The following is an 18,533-nucleotide window of genomic DNA, read 5'->3' as shown; positions in this document are numbered from 1 at the left end:
TACTTTTTCCAGTTCCTCGATTACTGTATAAACATGGGGTTTCATCCTGGCTCCCTGCTTCTTTTTTAACACTCATCAGGGTAAGCGATCGTGTCCAGCTCTCAACTGCCTATACCCGGACTAGGAGATATGGTGTTGGGTACTCCCCATCGCCCTAGTTCTGCGCCTTCCCCCGATTCCACACTCTCACCTCGTCCCACTGATGTGGTGCTGGGATTTCAGCCTTCACAGTACCAAAGAGCAATTTTCGATTGGCTATCCCGTGGAGAAGGGTCTTGTGTGGTATCAGCCGTTCCTGGTAGCGGTAAAACAACCACTCTCCTCAAAGGAACTAATTATCTCCCGTCTCACTTACGGTCTCGCTTTTTAGCCTTCAATCGACATATTGCCGAAGAACTGTCCAATCGCTTACCTCGCCATATCAAAGCTAGCACCATTCACTCATTAGGATTAGCCAGTATTTGTCGCCGCTATCGGGGAATGCCGAACATTGATAACCGCAAGTATTTCCAACTGGTTGACCGTTATTTAGCTGACAAAAATGTCAACTATGAATCTCAAGAACGGCGGGGATTAATTGAATTAATTAAATTTACCCAACTGACCTTAACCGACCCCCCAAACCAGCAAGCCTTAAAAACATTAATTCACCACTACAACCTTTATCAGTTCCGGGATTTAGATTTCATCGAAAATGCTGTTTATCACATTTTAGAGCGTGGTATTCAACAAGCCAGTCATCGTATTTCCTACTCCGATATGATTTGGTTGCCTTGTATATTAGACCTCACGGTAAACAGTTACGATTTTCTCTGTATTGATGAAGCGCAAGACCTTAACCGAGCGCAGTTACAAATCGTGCTTAAAGCCCATGCCCAAGGAGCGAGAGGCATTTATGTGGGTGATGCTCATCAGGCAATTATGGGGTTTTGTGCTGCTGATCATCGCAGTATTGAAACGATTATTTCAACCACTAACGCAATGCGACTGCCCCTATCAATATGTTACCGATGTCCCACGTCTCATATTGAATTAGCGAATAAAATTTACCCCGTAATCGAACCTCGTCATGGCGCACCTGTGGGGACGATAACTGAGATAGGAAAATCAGAAATCCCTAAATTAGTCAAGGAAAGAGATTTGATTGTTTGCCGTTGTTTTTATCCTCTCATAAAAACCTATTTTGATTTGCTATGTGCGGGGATTAAAGCCAAAGTTCGTAACAAAGATATTATTCCTCAACTGTTTTCACTGCTGGAACAAATCGTAGGAGAAGGGGAAAACGATTATTCTCCCAGTGAATTTACTGACATTTTAACGGACTGGTATACGCAACGGAAAAAAGAAATGATGGAGGATGAAGTCGAGATGATGATCATTGTGGGATTGCATGACCGAATACAAACCTTGAATGCTATCTACGTGGGCAGTCAATGTGTAAATACCGGAGAACTAAGAGAAGCCATTGCTAATCTATCTGGAGAATCAAAAAATGCGGTCAACCTAACCACAATACATGGAGCCAAAGGGTTAGAAGCCAACCGAGTCTTTCATCTTAGACCCGATTTAGTCCCTCACCCTAGAGCCACCAAAGATTGGGAAAAAACGCAGGAAAACAACTTAGAATTTGTGGCTCTGACTCGCGCTCGTACTGATTTGTTTTTGGCTAAAGGCTAAATAAGATGAATCACCGAAAAAATCACATCCATCGTACTATTTTAAGACTCTAGGCAACGACTCTAAACCCTCTGCGTTACTCTGCGTTAACCTCTGCGCCTCTCTGCGTTAAAAAAGTATATCATTCATAGCCATACCATCAACGCGGAACCGGAACCTGCTTCAATAACGACGCAATCACCCCATCAACCATCAACCCATCCAACTGCGCCTCTGGTTTCAAAATCAGACGATGACGCAACAACGGCGGCGCCACCGCTTTCACATCATCCGGTGTCACATAATTTCGCCCCGCCAACCAAGCATACGCCTTACTCGTTTGTAACCACGTCGCCGTCGCCCTGGGAGACGCCCCTAATGCTAAATCTGGATGGTTACGTGAACCCGCCACTAATGCTAATAAATAATCCAATATCTTCTCATCCACATCAACAGCTTGTACCGCTTTCCGCCCATTCAGAATATGTCCTACCGTTGCCACAGGTTTGAGACGTTCCAAATCAAAACGTTTAGCCCGAAATCCCTTCTGCACATTCAGCAACATCTGCTTTTCGGCGGCGGTATCTGGGTAATCCACCACCAGTTTAAATAAAAAGCGGTCTAACTGCGCTTCGGGTAACGGATAAGTCCCCTCAAATTCTAGGGGATTTTGAGTCGCAATCACCCAAAACAAGTCCGGTAAAGGTAAACTTTCCCCATCTAACGTTACCTGTTGTTCTTCCATCGCTTCTAATAGCGCCGCTTGGGTTTTTGGGGGTGTACGGTTAATTTCATCCGCCAGCAAAATCTCGGTAAAAACGGGTCCTTGCTTGAGGGTAAAACTGCGGCTATTCAGGTCAAAAATATTGGTTCCGAGAATATCTGAGGGCAAAATATCAGGAGTAAGTTGAATTCGGCGAAAATCGGCTTGTATTAATTTTGCCAGCACTTTCACCAGTAAGGTTTTTCCGGTTCCCGGTACACCTTCGATAATCACATGACCTCCACTCAGTAGGGCGACAAGCAACTGTTGCACGACAGTCGATTGACCCAAAACAACTTTGCCCAGGGTTTGGCTGATGCGATTAAAGATGGTGTTGTCATTTGTCATGTTTCAGGGAACGGGGAACAGGGAACAGGGAACAGGGGAATGTAGAGACGTAGCATGCTACGTCTCTACGTCGGGGCGGGTTTAGTCGCATCTGGGTGAGGGAAGAAAGGATAGTTGTCAAACCCGCCCCTACACATTCATGCGCCATGCCCTCGAAGGTTGTGAAGGGTCAAAACTTTTTTATAATTCCGACCATTTTCTCAACCAGTTTAGCAAGTCAGATTCACTCAAACGGCGTTTGCTAGAGGAGACTTGCAACAGTTGTTCTAAATCTTTGGCGGGACGCCCCGTCTGTCGCGCCCAAGCCGCTACTAGGGATTGATGGTTGAGGGGAGTCTCTCCTAATCCTAAGTCTTTCTGGAGTTGTCGCTGTTCTGCTTTGCCCACCCTATCCACGATAAAGTCATGACTCCCAGCTTTGAGTAAAACAGCCGCTAGCGCCCGAATGTACGCTTCACTATTATCCACCACTGGGGCGGATAGGGTGACGGGTTGTCCAAAACGACGATTAGCCGCAAAAATCGCCACGAGTAGGATAACAATGCCTTGAATCAGCAGAGGAAATAGGGGGGTTTTGATTAAATAACTGATCACATTTTCGCCAACTTCGCGTTCAATTGCTTCTTTATCTTTGTAACCATGGATGTATTCATCGACCCATAGTTGATTGGCGTTGGCAGATGAGTTAATCGTTTCATTGCTAATTTTATCGCCTAGGTTTTCCTGATTTGCCAGTTTAGCTAAGAGTTCATAATTAGCTGGAAAATCTTGATATGCATTGGCAGCGAAATGGCGAGTAGTGACGAAAATAACCTGTCCTTTGCCGCGTTTTTGTTGCCAGATAATCGCGCCAAAGTTATCACTAAGAATGGCATCGTCGCTAGACTTATGTCGCCGCCTGGTGTCAATCTTAACCTTACCAACTGGACTATCCTGTAGGGTGCTAAATGCCGCTTCGGTTACGGGTTGGTGGACACCAACGATAACGAGGGTATTCCCTTTTTTCACCCAGTCGTCCTCTGAACTCCCTAATTGATTGGAGACTAAACGGCTGTGAACGCGCAACAAGGTGACATCCTGGCGATCGCCGAATTCACTCAATGGCTTTTGCCAACGCTGGAGGGGAGTTCCCCGTTCTGCCATAAATGTATACCAAGCCCCGTAGCCATCGGGGGCGCGGCTATAGGTTGAACCACTATTGAGTTTATTGCTAGCTGGCGCAGCGACTAGGGTAATCAGGATCAGAACCGCGATCGCGATCGCACTGAATACCCCTAACCGTCGTTTAGATACTCTCATCACCCTTGATTAATTTGTTGATAGGCTTGCTGACACTCCTCAAACAGCGATCGCGAGGCTGGAGTCTGACTGAAACAAAGCTGTTGATGGGTAATCAGCAAGCGTTGATAGGCTTTCTTCTGAGGGAACTGTTGGACTAAATGCAAATACTCCCCATCCGTGCGACTAGCTTGTTGAGGAACTTTCCCACTATCATGCAACTGTTGTAACATGGCTCGATACAGGCACAGGCAAGCCTCACGGTAATCACCTTGCTTTTGGGCGTTGTGCGATCGCGCCAACCAATCGGCAACGGATAAAGCCTTATCTGGGGGGGTTGTGAGTTTCTCAGATTGCTGATGCAGTTGATGTCTCAACGAATAAACATAAGGAGAAAACCGTCGCATCAGTTGCACAACAATCCAGCATACCAGGAAAGCCATCACTACCCAAAAGATGACCCTAGCGATAAAGAACAGAACTGGCGAACTTAACCAAGCGGGTAAAGACCAATCGGGACTATCCGGGAAATCCGGTGAAAATCTAGACAGTTGCAGTTCCCACCATTCCCCCACTTGTTTTTGCCACTGCTGAAACTGCCAAGCCCAATTACTTTTCTCGTAAGATCCGGTAGGCATGGTTTCCTTCCCCATTTCCCCATCGTGCTGATGCTTACTGTCCAGTCTTTCTCGAAAAACTGAAATGTTCTGGCATCACAGTCAAAACTTGTTGGCTTAACTGTAGCATTTATCGCGTTACACGCGGCAGCACAACTTCCCGCCGTTTCCAGCAAATGCGGTAAGGGTTCTGCGCTGATACCGAAGGTCAAGCGTCGGAGGAATCGCCGCCAGCCAATGAAAAGGTGTAGCCATCTGCCTTAGGAATTGCTGTAAGATAGTTACAAAAAATTCATCAAATCTTACCGTTCGCTTATTTGAGTAACTCATACCAAGTTGCAGTCTAAGGTAGAATCTGTCATGCTGAGCGAAGCGAAGCATCTGTGGAGTCCTTCACTTCGGAAAGAGGAGAGACAGCCGGACAACTGGCAAGACAGTTAATTACACAAGCACAGCAACAGCTAACCGATGAAACGCTTCAACGTGAACTTATCAATCTGATTGAAACCATTATTGTCTACAAACTACCGAAAAAAAGGCTCCCATGATTGGGTACCGTAAGGATCATTGGTGTCAACTTAAGGTAAAGAGTTCTTAGATCGAGGGGTGTAGGGGCGGGTTTAGTTATATCTGGGTGCAACCCTGAATGATAGTAGTCAAACCCGCCCCGACAATTCTAATCCACCAATTAGGGTGTGCCACGACACTACAGTAACCGTAGGGGTTTGGTTAAACCGTAGGGGCTTGGTTACCAAGCCCCTAATTTTCAATCCCGAAGTCGGACGTATAGATAAAAAAAGGGGGGGTATGGACTATTAAATTACTGCCTGAGGGTGTTGAGACCAAGACTGAATCACCTTGAGTGAGGTTGAATGGCGCGGTTGGGTTGCATGTCCCTGAGACTGAGCCGCTTTTTGAGCCGCCTGTAGTTCGGCTTGCATGACAATCATCTGAGACATGATGTTTTGTAGTTGCACCTGAAGTTGTTCAACCTCAGATGAACCAACTGCTACCCCAGTTGATGCAGAGGGAACCGATGTTTTGGGTTGATAACCCAGGAAGCTTTGAGCCGAGGCAAATTTCGCTGACGCTGTTTGGCTGCTAACGGGATGAGTGGTAGCCGATTGAGTATAGAAAGGTTGTGTGGTGATGGTGAAAGGAACACTCTTCGGCTGTTCATCAGATTTCACCACAGTAGGTGTTAGTGCAGGCTGGGGTTCAACCGTTTCTTCGACTAGAGGTTGAGCTTCATTTTCAGAAGGTGGAACGATTTCCGGTTCTGCTTTAACGGTTTCTTCAACCAGGGGTTGATCTTCGTTCTCAGAAAGCAAACCTGATTCTTGTTCGCCTTCTTTCTCTAAAAAATTATTGAGTCCAGCCGCTGCCAGTCGAGATTTAGACAGTTGCAATTCTTCTAACAGTTGTTCTTTTTCCTGAAGATTCCGCTCTAAATCCGAAAGCTGTTCTTTGGCTTGGGCAGATTTCTTCGAGGATTGTCGCCACCCGGTTACAGCGATTGTGGCAATTCCTGTCCCTACACCTAAAACACTTGCAAATCCTAAGTAAGGCGTTGCAATATCCCGGAGTTTTCCATGATGTACAGGCTCTTCTTGCAGTTGGATTGTGACCTCTTGATCTCCGAAGAACGCTAGAGGCAAGGTTAAAGCTGAGAAGACGGCGGTTGAAAGAATTATCGGCGTAAAGAGAAATTTCTTTAAAGGAGAGCCAGTCATGATTGATAAGTCCTAGTGACAATTTCCAGTATCAGTTTTACGAAACAAGGCGTCTTTCTCAACTTTCACCAAATTGCAAATTGCCGATGCTGATTAAGCCAGTTGGCAGGAGAGATTGCTTGGGTGTGAATCGACTTGCCTTAGCTTGTTTACTAGATTAGCCAATTGTCTATCAAGTCCAGATAAAGTCCAAAAAAAACTCAGTGAAGTTCTGATGAACTTTTATTAACTTGTTATTGGTCATTGGTCAGAGAAGAGGGAACAGGGAACAGGGAACAGGTAAGGTAGAGCATCATTTGGTAGAGACGTTGCATGCAACGTCTCTACATGCACCCCCGCACCCTGGCTTCCCTTAAACGCCAATATCTTCATTCCAGAGTTTGGGATGCTGTTGAATAAAGTCGCTCATCATCTGCTGACACTCCTCCAGATTCAAATCCACAACCTCGACGCCATGAGACTCCATAAATTCTCTGGCACCAGCAAAGGTTTTCGACTCGCCAGCAATCACCTTTTTAATCCCAAATTGCACAACAGCCCCGGCGCAGAGGTAACAGGGCATTAATGTAGAGTAAAGGATTGTGTCATTATAGTTGCCGATTCTGCCCGCATGACGCAGGCAATCGATCTCGGCGTGGGTCACGGGATCATTATCTTGAACCCGCTTATTATATCCCTGACCAATAATCTGACCCTCTTTGACTAACACCGAACCAATGGGAATTCCCCCTTCCCGGAGTCCCTGTTTGGCTTGAGCGATCGCGGCTGCCATAAACTCATCCATAATCTTGTTATCCTAGAATTCTCCAAATTTCTCTAGAATAATACGTCTCCAGGATTTTCTCCGGATTGAGTTATCAGAATTTGGGAGATGAAGAAAGACATTCTGAACCACCATTACCGATTTCACAAACGGAACAAAAGGGTGGCGGGGATATCAACCCCTAGTCCCTCGGTTCAGTCATCGGTCATCATCATAGTTGAGTGAATTAACATCTCATCACCAATTGGGAGTCAACAATGAAATACGGAATTGATATCGGACATAACTGTCCTCCAGATACTGGTGCTAGCAACATCAGAAAAGAAGATGATATGACTAAGGCGGTGGGAACGAGAGTGATCTCGAAGCTCAAATCCTTGGGTCATCAAGTCGTAGACTGTACACCGAGTCGCGCTTGGAGTGTTAGCAACTCCCTGCAACAACGGTGCAATACAGCGAATAACAATCGTGTCGATCAATTGGTATCTATCCATTTCAATGCCTTTAACGGCAAAGCTAAAGGCGCAGAAGTCTTTGCCGTCAGCAATGCGGGGAAGGATATGGCTAAACCTGTATTAAATAATATTGTAGAGCTAGGGTACTTTGATCGCGGGATTAAAGATGGTTCCCATTTGTACGTTCTCCGGAATACCGCAATGCCAGCGATTCTGGTTGAGTGCTGTTTCTGCGATAATCAAGAGGACATGGATCGCTACGATGCCGAAGCTTTGGCAAATGCAATTGTCACAGGATTAACCGGACAAACCGCATCACCGACGATTCCCCTTTCCCAAAATCCAATTGTTGACCTTCAAAAAGCCTTAAATCGGCTAAAAATTAGAAGTCCCAAAGGTACACTATTCAAAGAAGATGGTTCCAACGAAGCGGATACTACAGCAGCACTCAAAACCTTTCAGGCGATCGTTGGTGTTACACCCACAGGTACTGCTGATGCTAAAACCTGGCAAATCATTAATCAAATCTTAGCCATGCCAGTGTTGCGAGAAAACCATGCCACAGGATTTGTGGTCAAATACGTACAACGTCGTGTCGGGGCGACACCAGATGGAGTATATGGTCCAGCGACAGCCGCCGCCGTTAAACGATTCCAAAAACAACAAGGGATCACGGCTGATGGTATTATTGGTTCCCAAAGTTGGAGCAAAATACTGGCTGATTAAGTCAACCCGTCGAGAGTAGGGGTTTGGTTACCAAACCCCTACTTAATGTAAATCAGCTTCCCACACGCCAATATAAATGCGATCGCGCTCATTGCGTTCAATCACCCCTTTCAAGGGAGAACCGTTGTTGCTGGTGAAACGATAGCGATTGGATTGACGCTGATAAACCTGAGTTAATCCCTGGCGAATCTCTGGTGAGAGATTGCGACTCAGCATTTTATCTAAGGTATCTGCCATCGTTTCTAATCCCACAGATTGGGAAAAAGCCACCTCAGTTTGGCGCAAACGCTGGGTATCGCGATCAAACAGATAACCGAGACTGACGCGATCGCGAATAAAGTCTTCATAGAGTAACGCCTGGGTATTATGCCACAACCCTTTGGAAAGCTGGGTGGGCGTGCCTAAGGCAGCTTCGACAACTTTTCGAGAGGTTCCTGGTGTAAATCCAGGGATTTTAGTGGATAGAGGCGGTGTGGGCGTCTGGTTTTCGGGTGCAGGTGAGGGTGAAGGCGGGGGAGTTGGGGAAGCAACAGGAGAGGGGGAAGGAGACGGGGAAGGAGAGGGGGAGGATAATTCTGAAGGTTCAGAGGCAAAGGGTGCGGGGGGATCAGGAGACGGCAGGAGTTCTGGGGATTCTTGGATACGGAATGTCGGATCAGGTAGGGACAGGGGTGGTGGTGATTCCGGGTTCACCAGTTTAGGCGGCGGAGTTGGCGGAGGTGAAGCGGTTGGGGGCGGTGTTGGTGAGGGCATAGGGGTGTTTTCAGAGGAGGCGGATACTGACTCTGAGGGTGACGGTATGCGATTGGAGGGTTCTAATACACGGTTTAAACCCCAGCCAATCGCCACAGCACTTAGGAGTAAGCCACCAGCAATTAAACCGCCGAAGCGCCGAGAGGGTTGTTCCTCCTCTGCTTGTAGGGGTTTTCTGCGGATGGGAACCGTTGGCGGAACCGCTGGCTTACGGGTAGAAGGGACAGGTTCGCTAGAACTAGAAAGGGATAATGTGGGTGTCGCGATCGTGGTTGGATGGGCGTTTAAGGCGTCCAGCATCTCCTTAGCATCCGCAAAGCGATCGCGCGGATGGAAGCGAATCGCCTGATCAATCACCGTAGCTAAATGGGAGTGACAATTCGGCGCATCCCGACGCCATAAAATTTCGCCCGTGCGGGTATCGGTTTCTAAGGTTTGCGGTAATTTCCCCGTGAGCAAAAATACCGCAATTAAGCCCAAACTATACAGATCACTAGCATAGCGAGGACGTCCTGCCGCTTGTTCGGCTGCCATAAACCCTGGTGTACCAATGACTATCGATGGGGTGGTGTGGGCTTGGGAATGAACAACGGTTTTAATCGCTTCTTTAACGGCACCAAAATCAATCAGCACAGGCAACCTGTCTCGCTGCCGCACAATCACATTATCGGGTTTAAGATCCCGGTGAACAATGTGACAACTGTGGACATAATCCAGAACAGGCAACAGACTCAACAAAATAGCCTTGACTTGACCATCATTCAGCCGACCTTCCCGGTCTACAATTTGAGTCAGGGTATCCCCTTCTATCCATTCCTGAACCAAGTAAAATTGTCCAGATTCGGAAAAATAAGCAAATAATCGGGGAATTTGAGAGTTATTTTCACCTAACTCTTCTAAAACTGCCGCTTCCCGCTGAAATCGCTCTTTTACTTGCTGATAGGTCTGGGGATCATGGGTCATGGGTTTAAGCTGCTTAATCACACACTTACGTCCCGACGGCATGTAAGTATCTTCAGCGAGAAAGGTATTCCCAAACCCACCTGCCCCCAGCGTCTGGAGGATACGATAACGATTATTGAGCAGCGTTGGCGTCATGAGCGATTTAGGCAAGCTATTTATGAATGATGAATATGAATTATGATATCTTAAGCAACTCTGAGAAACCGGTATTCCTAGAAACCGGGTTTCTCGTGAGGATGACAACATCATATCAACCTTTCACTCAAAGAAACCCGGTTTCTTGACCGATGTCTTGTTTCTATTCATCAAAAATTAAATGCTGTATCATCGCCATCCTAGGTTCTTGGGATTGATATTCGTCATTGGAGTCAAATAGCTGTTTGAGGGCATTTATTTTTGGCAATGTACCCTGTCGTAATCTCGCGTAGTCTTGATAACTGGAGAATTCCCAATCTCTTGGATGGTTAACGAAGCCAGCCTTAACCGGATTCTGATGCACATAGTAAACCAGTTGCAAAAGATAGTTTTCTTGATCGACGACAACGGATTGGAAGCGCCCTTGAAAGAGAGATCCTGTTCTGTGATAGCGCTTATTGATAGCTTTTGTGTAGGAGAGTGAAAATGCTTGCATGGCGTCAGAGAGGTTACTAGATTTTAGGTACACAACCAGGTGGTAATGGTTGGGCATCAGGCAATAAGCGATAACATCTAGAGTCTGGGAAATTAGGAATCGACGGATTTGGCGCAAAAAATAGAGGTAATTTTCGCGTTCAAAGAAAATATTGTGGCGATTATTTCCCCGATTGTAAAGATGGTAATAACATCCCGACTTGAATGGGGTTTTTCGATAAGGCATAGTCCATACATACATAACTTGAGAAACCGGGTTTCTGAAGCCATGCCCAAAATTGATAGGAAATGTCTAACACTTGAGAAACCGGGTTTCTGAAGCCATGCCCAAAATTGATAGGAAATGTCTAACAAAGAAACCCGGTTTCTGGGCGATTATTTTAAATCCAGTAATCCCTGCTCTTTTAACTTAGGATTAAAACGAATCTCAGCTTGCACACCACGGGCATTTAATTGTTCGACTATTTCCGCTTCAACGCGCCGTGCTATTTTCTTTAACAGCTTAATTTTCCCTAATTCTTCACTCTTGTTATAGGTGGCTTTATCCTCATCTGTCATCGCTTTTTTCGCATCAATCGGCTGATTCCAAATCGCTTCATCTTGACCATTCCCTGGCGGAATGTCTCCATTTTCTTCAATCCAAGCCTTACGGATTGTTTCCAAGCGAGTGCGATTGGGGCGCTCAATGGTTTCCACTTTCAACCAATAGCAAGATTGAGGCTGACGGACTAGGTGTTGTTTTAAGCTGACATAAATATCACGAGAATAGTTGACCAGTTGCAGAGTTTTATCCTGGTCAAAAATGGCATAGACACCGATTTTACCGGATAAGGATTCCGGGAGATGACCCTCCTCGTCCAGATAAGGGATATACTCTAGGTCAGAGAGAGCAGGAATTGGCGTTTCAGAACTCATCAGCAATCCTTAGGCTATTTTTCTATAAATCGCGCAGAGACGGCTAGGGTTAAAGATTTTGGCTTTGAACATGAAGTTAGGCGGGACATTTATAATTGCATAATCGTCCGATTCGTGATACTGTTCAAACTCCCGTGGCATCCCTTTGGGAGTCCCTTCGCTGTAGGGGACAGGTTGAAACAGTAACTCGGTGAATTCCAACTCTTGACAGTGCAGTTGTCCCGCGACTTGCTGGCGGAAGACTTCACCGTTCAACAAGCTAAATAGATGGGTCTGGGCGTCTGGTTCAAGGACAAAGCTGCCATCAAAATTGTTAACAATTTTTAATTGAGCCATGGTGGGGCAGAATACAGAGCAAGTTGACGACTGGGATGATTATACCCCACATCTTGCACGATTATTTTCTATCACCGACAGCTTCTTCAATGATTACGCCACTGGAAACGCTACGAATCAGCTCTTGCTGTTCTTGCTTCTGTTGCTCATCAGAACTGTCATTGATAATAATCAGAGTAGCTGAAATCTGATTGGCATTGCTCGTGTCAGGAATAGAGATAATCGATAGATTCACGCTATGTCCTACTTCGTTTCTATGGCATAGTAAAGTCTGAGACGGATAAAATTGCTCGCTACCCTTTCCCAATTTAAAGGCGTTAACGCCCTAATTTATTCACAATCCCATCACACCCCCCTGGAATCGTCCGGCGAGACTGCTCCCCACACCAAGAACAGCAGTATTGACGTTGTTCTTCGCCTAACCGTTGAACCCCTGTAAAATTAATTCCCTCAACCACTGCACCCGTATGCACCCCAGTACGATAATCAGCTGGTTCCGTGCGACTGCGAGGACTAGCGGTTTCCAGTAATCCATAGAACAGGCGCACACCCTTGAGATCAGAATTAGATAAATTGGCTTTATAGAGAATCGTGCGAGACAAATTCGCTCCAGCTAAGTCACAATTGCTGAGATTGGCTTGCACCATATTGGCTTCACTTAATTCCGCCCAGCGCAGATCTGTACCTGCCAAATCAGCCCCCGCTAACATCACATTTAAATCAATTACCCGCACGCCATAAATCCGATCTTCTTGATACCCGCCATGACCATCTAGGATAGGACGTCCTAAATGGCGATCGCGTTTTAAGGGTGTGAGTAATCGGGATTGCGACAAAAATCGTAAAACTTTCGCTTTCCCCGCCGCATCTACACTCTTAAGAATAGCGGCGGTTCGTCCTTCACAAAATGCCCGTTCTTGGGGCCAATCTTCGAGTAATCCTTCGTCGTCTAAAGCGAGGTCACAAATCCCCTGAAAATAGGCATCAATGGTTTGCTGCTGGGTAATTGTATTTTGCTGGATGGTCAAATCTTTAGAAATAACATACTGTCGCCAAGCAATATAAACAGCGAGAATAGCAATCAGAATTTGCCCTAATGCGCCAATCCATTCCGCTAACGAACCCACCGAATCAAAGGCTTTCGTAAATCCCGTTAACGCCGCAATCCCAACAATTGCCAGGATCACACCACAAACCGCAATCAGTTGCGATCGCTGCTGAGGAGAGAGAGACTTCTGGAACCATTGCTGTAAGGGGAACCAAATCACCGACAAGGAGAGGAGTAATGTCACGATTACCCCAGCGAGAATCACCCAGTTGTTATCCAGAATTAAACCCACCATCAAAACTGCGATCGCGCTGAGGGTGATAATGGAAGGATCAGCCAATGCTTTACTGTTAGGATTCTGTCGATCCGGGAATTGAGTCGAGGAAACAGCCGCCACCTGATCAGAAGCCAGGGATGAGATTGGCTCAGGATTAGGGTGGGTTGACTGGCTCGTTGGATTAGACGGAGACGGATCGGACGGGTTAGTCATAAATTCCCATGACGACAGTGGAAGCAGATACAAAAAGATTTTAACGACACTGAATTTTGTACAATCATTATGATATGAACAGTTCCAAAACTCTTTAACACTTCTGGCACATGCATGTTGATCAGACGCATGTCGTGTAACGTTTAACTTGGAGTAGAAACGTCGTGACCCCAGCTACAGCCCCAACTTTAGTCAGTGAAGACCAAGCCTTATCCCTTGTGGATTCTGTAATTCAGCAATCCCAAGCTGAAGGGGTATTTGTCAGCGTCAATTCCAGTGAATCGGCTCTCAGCCGTTTCTCGGAAAATCAAATTAGCCAGAATATCAACCGCCATAAATTTACCCTCACCATTACCAGTTATTTCGGAAAACGTAGTGCATCGGCGTCCACCACAGAATTTTTACCCGATGCGATTACCGATACCATCCAACGTTCCGAAGCATTAGCTCGAATTGCGCCCGACGATCCAGAGTGGGTTCCCTTACTCGAACCCCAAGTCTATGAACCGCGTGTTCCGGCGTTTGATCAAGCCACCGCCACCTTATCCCCCTTAGCACGGGGAGAAATGGTTCAACAAATCTGTGCTAAAAGTGCCAAAGCTGGCGTGGACGGCTCTGGACGACTGAGTACGCAAGCCTTTACTCAAGCCATAGGAAACTCCCTGGGATTACGCGCCTGCGATCGCGGCACCGAGGCGGAGTTGAGCTTTACGGCTCGAATTGAGGATGGATCAAGTTGGAGTCAGCGCACCGCCTTTGCGATCGCTCAGTTACCCCGAGATTCCCTGATTGAACCCCTGATTGAGCGGGCGTTTGCTGCCCGGAATCCCCGTGAAGTTCAACCGGGTGTTTACCCCGTCATCTTTGACAATGCAGCCTTTGCGGATTTACTCCCCTGGGTGATTTTCAATTTAAATGCCCGATCCGCCGATGAAGGGCGATCGTTTATGTCTCGCACGGATGACAGGGGTCAACCTGTGGGTAATCGCGTTGGTGAACCCCTATTTAGTCGGTTGGTACAAGTGCAACGCCATCCGGCTCATCCATTGTTGCAGAAAGGAACCTGCTTTAGTAATGGGTTGAGCAATCACTACCTGGATATTATTAAAGAGGGAGTGCCTCAAACCTTATCCTATAGTCGCTACTGGGCGCAACAGCAAGGGAAAGAACCGACGGGATCATTGTTTCCTATTGTGATGTCTGGATCTGACCAAAGCCTCAGCGATTTGATTGCTCAGACTGAACGGGGAATTCTGGTCAATCGCGCTTGGTATGTGCGCTATGTCAATCCGCGTACTTTAGAGGTTACGGGGATGACCCGTGATGGTACATTCTGGATTGAAGAGGGGAAAATTGCCTATCCGATTAAAAATCTGCGATTTAACCAAAGTCTACCGGATATGTTACGGGATGTTGATGCCTTGAGTACAGTACAGCGTTTCGGGGGTCGGGTGATGCCAGGAGTACGGGTTAAGGCATTTAATTTTAGTAGTGTGACCGATAGTGTTTAGAGGCAATAGGCAATAGGCAATAGTATTGGGTAGGGTGGGCAATGCCCACCTTACGGTTCAGCTAGAGATTGAACGTGCCGTATAAAGTATTACTAAGTTGAGGTGAGATATGGATTAAGCTAATCCCACGTTACTCTATCTCCGCTACGCCATCATGCGTCTAGAGCAGTTACAAGCGTTTTTAGCCGTTGCTGACACAGGCAGCTTTCAACAAGCCGCTCGTGAATGCGGTGTGACTCAATCGACGATCAGCCGTCAAATTCAATCGTTGGAAGCCGAACTCGGGCTACCCTTGCTCCATCGAACTGCTCGGGCAACATTAACCCTAGGGGGCGATCGCTTTTTGTTTCGCGCCCGTAAAATCTGCCAGGAATGGAAAACCGCTACCCAAGAATTAGCGGACTTGTTAGAGGGGAAACAACCCGAACTCTGTGTCGCCGCGATTCACTCCGTCTGCGCCCATTATTTGCCCCCAGTTTTACAGCGTTTTTGTCAGGATTATCCTAACGTGCAACTGCGGGTGACGGCATTAGGGAGCGATCGCGCCCTGAAAGTCCTCAAAGATGGCTTGGTCGATTTAGCGATTGTGATGAATAACCGCTATTTAACCGCCAGCGCCGAAATGGTGACGGAGCAATTGTATGACGAACCCATCGAAGTCTTAATGGCAGCCGATCATCCGTTAACAAAATATACCCTAGTGCCTTTGGATGCCCTAACGTGCTATCCCCATGTGATATTTAAAGATGGCTATGGAATGCAGCGATTGGTACAAGACTTGTTCTCCCGGCAAAGTGGCACCCTTAACGCTAGCTTAGAATTAAATTCCCTGGATGCTTTTCGAGGAGTTGTGCGTCAGGGACATTTAATTTCGCTGCTACCCCGATCTGCCTTAGTAGAAGCCCTAGGTGATCCGACTCTGGCTGTACGTTCGATTGCCGCTGCTGCTACTGAAAATGGATCACCCCCGAAACAAACCTTGACCCGGCAAGTGGTGTTAGTTACGACACAAGATCGACTGCAAATCCCGCCGATTCGCTCCTTTTATAACCTGGTGCTGGAACTTATGCCTACCTGTCCTACAAAAGTTCAAGAGACTGTGGGCATAACTCCCGCGATCGCTCCTTAACAACATTGCGTGAAACAGGGAGGGGATGTAAACGGAAATGTTAAGGGAAATCAATCATTTTTTAATACCTTTATCAAATCTTTAAGCAGAGACTTACGGGGTTCTACGACATAAGCTGACATGGGGAGTTTACCGTTTCCGTAATTTTATGGAGGATAGGCTGACGTAGTATAGCGCTACTCGCCAGGGAATAGGGAATGAGAAACACCTCGATCCTTCGACAGGCTCTATTTGTAGGGTGCGTTAGCGAAGCGTAACGCACCTTAACCCCCATCTGCTAAGACACTTAGGATTCGTAGAGACGTGACCGTGGAACGTCTTCAGAGAGTTAACATTTACGACCTATTGCTGATCATCAGGGAAAAGTTCCCCGCTTTATGAAAACTTAATAAAAAACTCAAGACAAAGTTTATTCTTTTGGTATAGGATAGTGAACAAGCTAGATTTCCGTTCAGTTGATTTTCCCTTCAACTTAATACGTTTTCTGTCCGACGTTTTCTGTCCGACGTTTTCTGTCCGACGTTTTCTGTCCGACGTTTTCTGTCCGACGTTTTCTGTCCGACGTTTTCTGTCCGACGTTTTCTGTCCGAGTTTGCTGCTGGCAATTGCTGCTCTATTCAGTAACAGGATTTGCTGGACGACTCGTTTACATTGACTGGCAGCAGCGTTTGGGGTTCAGCGTGCTTATCCAGTGTTTCCTTAATTCATCGTCATGATTGTGGGCTTGGCTCAAGTCGAATTTGCCTGCCAATTTGAATGGGTTTAACCCCTTAGCGACTCATAGCATCTGATAGATTTTGCCACTTGGCTTAATCGGTAATTTTACCTGCACATTTTCACAAAAGGGTCATCTATGCCTTGGTTTAACTTTTTATCAAAGAAACGTCCTGCTGCTCAAGGATTTGCGGCGAAAAAGAAGGGTCAGGAGTTACCGCAAGCCTTTATTTTAGAACCGATTTTAACGCCCAGTGGTTTATTGGATGGTACGGATAATCCCATAGATCCCGTGGATATCGATATCTCGGCTGACCAAATTGCTGATATTGATATCCCGGAGATTGAGGAAAGTTTTGGCAATACTTCAGATAATGATTTAGAGGAGATTCCCTTCGTCACATCAATTGAAGGAGAGGAAACCTTAGAAGAGATTCCCTTTGTTACCTCACTGGATGACGTGGCGGAAAGTGAAGCCACTGATGAAGCGCTGACGGAAGAAACGCCGTTAAATGAATCGCTGTTAACGGGGTTAGACAGTTCTAGTCCCAGCTTTGAATCCGGCGTGTTTACGGTTGGACAAACTGGGGAAGTTAGTGTTGATTTCCTCTTTGATGGTGGGGGATATGAAGGTGAACTCGCCGTGTTTAGTTTAGAGGGGATGGAGGAGTTTGAACCGGGTTCGGAAGCGTTTATTCAGGAAGCGGCGTCTCGTGGGTTGAGTGATTCCGAGTTAGGTCATGTTGTGATTAGTGACCAAACCGATGGGGCGCGATTCGTTGGCGAATTAGGAGAAAGCGACCGAAATTCTGGAGAGTATTTGGGAGTTAAAACAGTCCAAATGCGTCCAGGGGATGAGTTTGGTTTCATGCTAGTTCCCAATAATACAGTGCAACGGGTGTTTGATAATCCGGATGTGGGAGGGGCGGCGCGTCCCCTATTTTCTATGGCGACGGCGAATCCAGATGATGGGTTTCATGTGGGGCAAATTGCCGATGTCACCGGGGATGGAAGTACCTTTGTGATGGAAGATTTGCGGGTGGATACCCAGTCGGATGGCGATTATAACGATGTTATTTTCCAAGTGCGCGGGGCGACGGGTGAAGCCGCTTTAATGGAGGAGGTGATTGATTCTGGAAAGGATTGGCGAGAGACTGATTTGGGTCAAGCGTTGATTGATTATGCCGAACCTTATATCACGCCGGATACGCCTGATGATGGCGGACTCTTACCGGATGAATTGGTCGGAGAATCCCCAACCGATGAGATTGTAGTCGATGAGAGTGAAATCGTTACCGAACCCACAACTGAAGAATCAACCGATGTCGTTATCGATGAACCTGTTAACAATAGTGAAATCGTTACCGAACCCACGACTGATGAATCAACGGATGTTGTTATCGATGAACCCGTTAACACCAGTGAAATCGTTACCGAACCGACAACAGATGCTGACCTGGCTGAACCTGTCCAGAATGAGTTTCCTCCAGAAAATCAGCCGTTAGTCGGCATTATTGATACAGGTTTCAGTGACAATAATCCTGATATTGACTATAGCCGAATCAGTTTAGGGCAAGACCGGATTGATGGCGATAATAATCCTCTAATGGAAGCTGGTGAGGGGAATGAACATGGCACCCATGTGTTAGGAATAATTGGGGCGACTCAAGATAATGATATTGGCGTTGAAGGGATTAATGATGAT

The 18,533-nt window shown here is 46.6% G+C and carries 16 protein-coding genes and 1 pseudogene; 6 read left to right on the top strand and 11 right to left on the bottom strand.

Annotated features, from left to right (window positions below; all coding sequences use genetic code 11):
* The first annotated feature begins 90 nt into the window (after nucleotides 1-90).
* The gene (locus tag RIE73_RS26820) at nucleotides 91-1,677 is read left to right on the top strand and encodes a UvrD-helicase domain-containing protein (protein WP_446404080.1); all 1,587 of its coding nucleotides are present in this window, start codon (nucleotides 91-93) and stop codon (nucleotides 1,675-1,677) included.
* 139 nt (nucleotides 1,678-1,816) lie between these two features.
* Here RIE73_RS26820 and RIE73_RS26815 read toward each other — a convergent pair whose 3' ends face one another.
* From RIE73_RS26815 to RIE73_RS26805, 3 genes are all read right to left on the bottom strand, one after another.
* Nucleotides 1,817-2,767: an AAA family ATPase gene (locus tag RIE73_RS26815; RefSeq protein ID WP_446404079.1), complete on the bottom strand. Its 951-nt coding sequence runs from the start codon at nucleotides 2,765-2,767 to the stop codon at nucleotides 1,817-1,819.
* A 180-nt stretch (nucleotides 2,768-2,947) separates the two neighbouring features.
* Complete coding sequence (locus tag RIE73_RS26810; RefSeq protein WP_446404078.1) at nucleotides 2,948-4,066, bottom strand: DUF4350 domain-containing protein; 1,119 nt, start codon at nucleotides 4,064-4,066, stop codon at nucleotides 2,948-2,950.
* On the bottom strand, nucleotides 4,066-4,683 hold the full coding sequence (locus tag RIE73_RS26805) for a DUF4129 domain-containing protein (protein WP_446404077.1): 618 nt from the start codon (nucleotides 4,681-4,683) through the stop codon (nucleotides 4,066-4,068). The genes RIE73_RS26810 and RIE73_RS26805 overlap by 1 nt, the downstream gene beginning before the upstream one ends.
* 380 nt (nucleotides 4,684-5,063) lie before the next feature.
* Here RIE73_RS26805 and RIE73_RS26800 point away from each other — a divergent pair.
* Nucleotides 5,064-5,198: pseudogene (locus tag RIE73_RS26800) on the top strand (DUF2887 domain-containing protein); the annotation flags it as partial.
* Nucleotides 5,199-5,477: 279 nt separating this feature from the next.
* On the opposite strand, the gene RIE73_RS26795 reads toward RIE73_RS26800, so the two are convergent.
* A complete protein-coding gene (locus tag RIE73_RS26795) occupies nucleotides 5,478-6,395 on the bottom strand; it encodes a hypothetical protein (protein ID WP_446404076.1) in 918 nt (305 codons plus the stop codon).
* A 352-nt stretch (nucleotides 6,396-6,747) separates the two neighbouring features.
* Nucleotides 6,748-7,179, bottom strand: a complete 432-nt coding sequence (locus RIE73_RS26790; protein ID WP_446404075.1) for a nucleoside deaminase — start codon at nucleotides 7,177-7,179, stop codon at nucleotides 6,748-6,750.
* 236 nt (nucleotides 7,180-7,415) lie between these two features.
* Here RIE73_RS26790 and RIE73_RS26785 point away from each other — a divergent pair, with 236 nt between their 5' ends.
* Complete coding sequence (locus tag RIE73_RS26785; protein WP_446404074.1) at nucleotides 7,416-8,339, top strand: N-acetylmuramoyl-L-alanine amidase; 924 nt, start codon at nucleotides 7,416-7,418, stop codon at nucleotides 8,337-8,339.
* 42 nt (nucleotides 8,340-8,381) lie between these two features.
* Here RIE73_RS26785 and RIE73_RS26780 read toward each other — a convergent pair whose 3' ends face one another.
* The 6 genes from RIE73_RS26780 to RIE73_RS26755 form a co-directional block, all read right to left on the bottom strand.
* The gene (locus RIE73_RS26780; protein ID WP_446404073.1) at nucleotides 8,382-10,205 is read right to left on the bottom strand and encodes a protein kinase domain-containing protein; all 1,824 of its coding nucleotides are present in this window, start codon (nucleotides 10,203-10,205) and stop codon (nucleotides 8,382-8,384) included.
* A gap of 148 nt (nucleotides 10,206-10,353) precedes the next feature.
* Nucleotides 10,354-10,911 carry an REP-associated tyrosine transposase gene (locus RIE73_RS26775; protein ID WP_446404072.1) on the bottom strand — a complete coding sequence of 186 codons (558 nt, stop codon included), beginning with the start codon at nucleotides 10,909-10,911 and terminating at the stop codon, nucleotides 10,354-10,356.
* A gap of 149 nt (nucleotides 10,912-11,060) precedes the next feature.
* Complete coding sequence (locus RIE73_RS26770) at nucleotides 11,061-11,600, bottom strand: GIY-YIG nuclease family protein (protein WP_446404071.1); 540 nt, start codon at nucleotides 11,598-11,600, stop codon at nucleotides 11,061-11,063.
* 9 nt (nucleotides 11,601-11,609) lie between these two features.
* A complete protein-coding gene (locus RIE73_RS26765) occupies nucleotides 11,610-11,936 on the bottom strand; it encodes a hypothetical protein (RefSeq protein ID WP_446404070.1) in 327 nt (108 codons plus the stop codon).
* A gap of 61 nt (nucleotides 11,937-11,997) precedes the next feature.
* A complete protein-coding gene (locus tag RIE73_RS26760) occupies nucleotides 11,998-12,171 on the bottom strand; it encodes a hypothetical protein (protein ID WP_446404069.1) in 174 nt (57 codons plus the stop codon).
* A gap of 82 nt (nucleotides 12,172-12,253) precedes the next feature.
* On the bottom strand, nucleotides 12,254-13,474 hold the full coding sequence (locus tag RIE73_RS26755) for a pentapeptide repeat-containing protein (protein WP_446404068.1): 1,221 nt from the start codon (nucleotides 13,472-13,474) through the stop codon (nucleotides 12,254-12,256).
* A 164-nt stretch (nucleotides 13,475-13,638) separates the two neighbouring features.
* Here RIE73_RS26755 and RIE73_RS26750 point away from each other — a divergent pair, with 164 nt between their 5' ends.
* From RIE73_RS26750 to RIE73_RS26740, 3 genes are all read left to right on the top strand, one after another.
* A complete protein-coding gene (locus tag RIE73_RS26750) occupies nucleotides 13,639-14,985 on the top strand; it encodes a TldD/PmbA family protein (RefSeq protein ID WP_446404067.1) in 1,347 nt (448 codons plus the stop codon).
* Nucleotides 14,986-15,139: 154 nt separating this feature from the next.
* Nucleotides 15,140-16,114, top strand: a complete 975-nt coding sequence (locus tag RIE73_RS26745) for a LysR family transcriptional regulator (RefSeq protein ID WP_446404066.1) — start codon at nucleotides 15,140-15,142, stop codon at nucleotides 16,112-16,114.
* Between the two features lie 853 nt (nucleotides 16,115-16,967).
* Nucleotides 16,968-18,533: DUF4114 domain-containing protein (locus RIE73_RS26740; RefSeq protein WP_446404065.1), on the top strand; the 1,566-nt coding region annotated here is incomplete at its 3' end.

Source organism: Coleofasciculus sp. C1-SOL-03 (genome assembly GCF_040220555.1).
Classification (GTDB): domain Bacteria; phylum Cyanobacteriota; class Cyanobacteriia; order Cyanobacteriales; family Coleofasciculaceae; genus Coleofasciculus.
The sequence above is the reverse complement of the archived record's forward strand: the minus strand, read 5'-3'. Positions and strand labels throughout refer to the sequence as shown.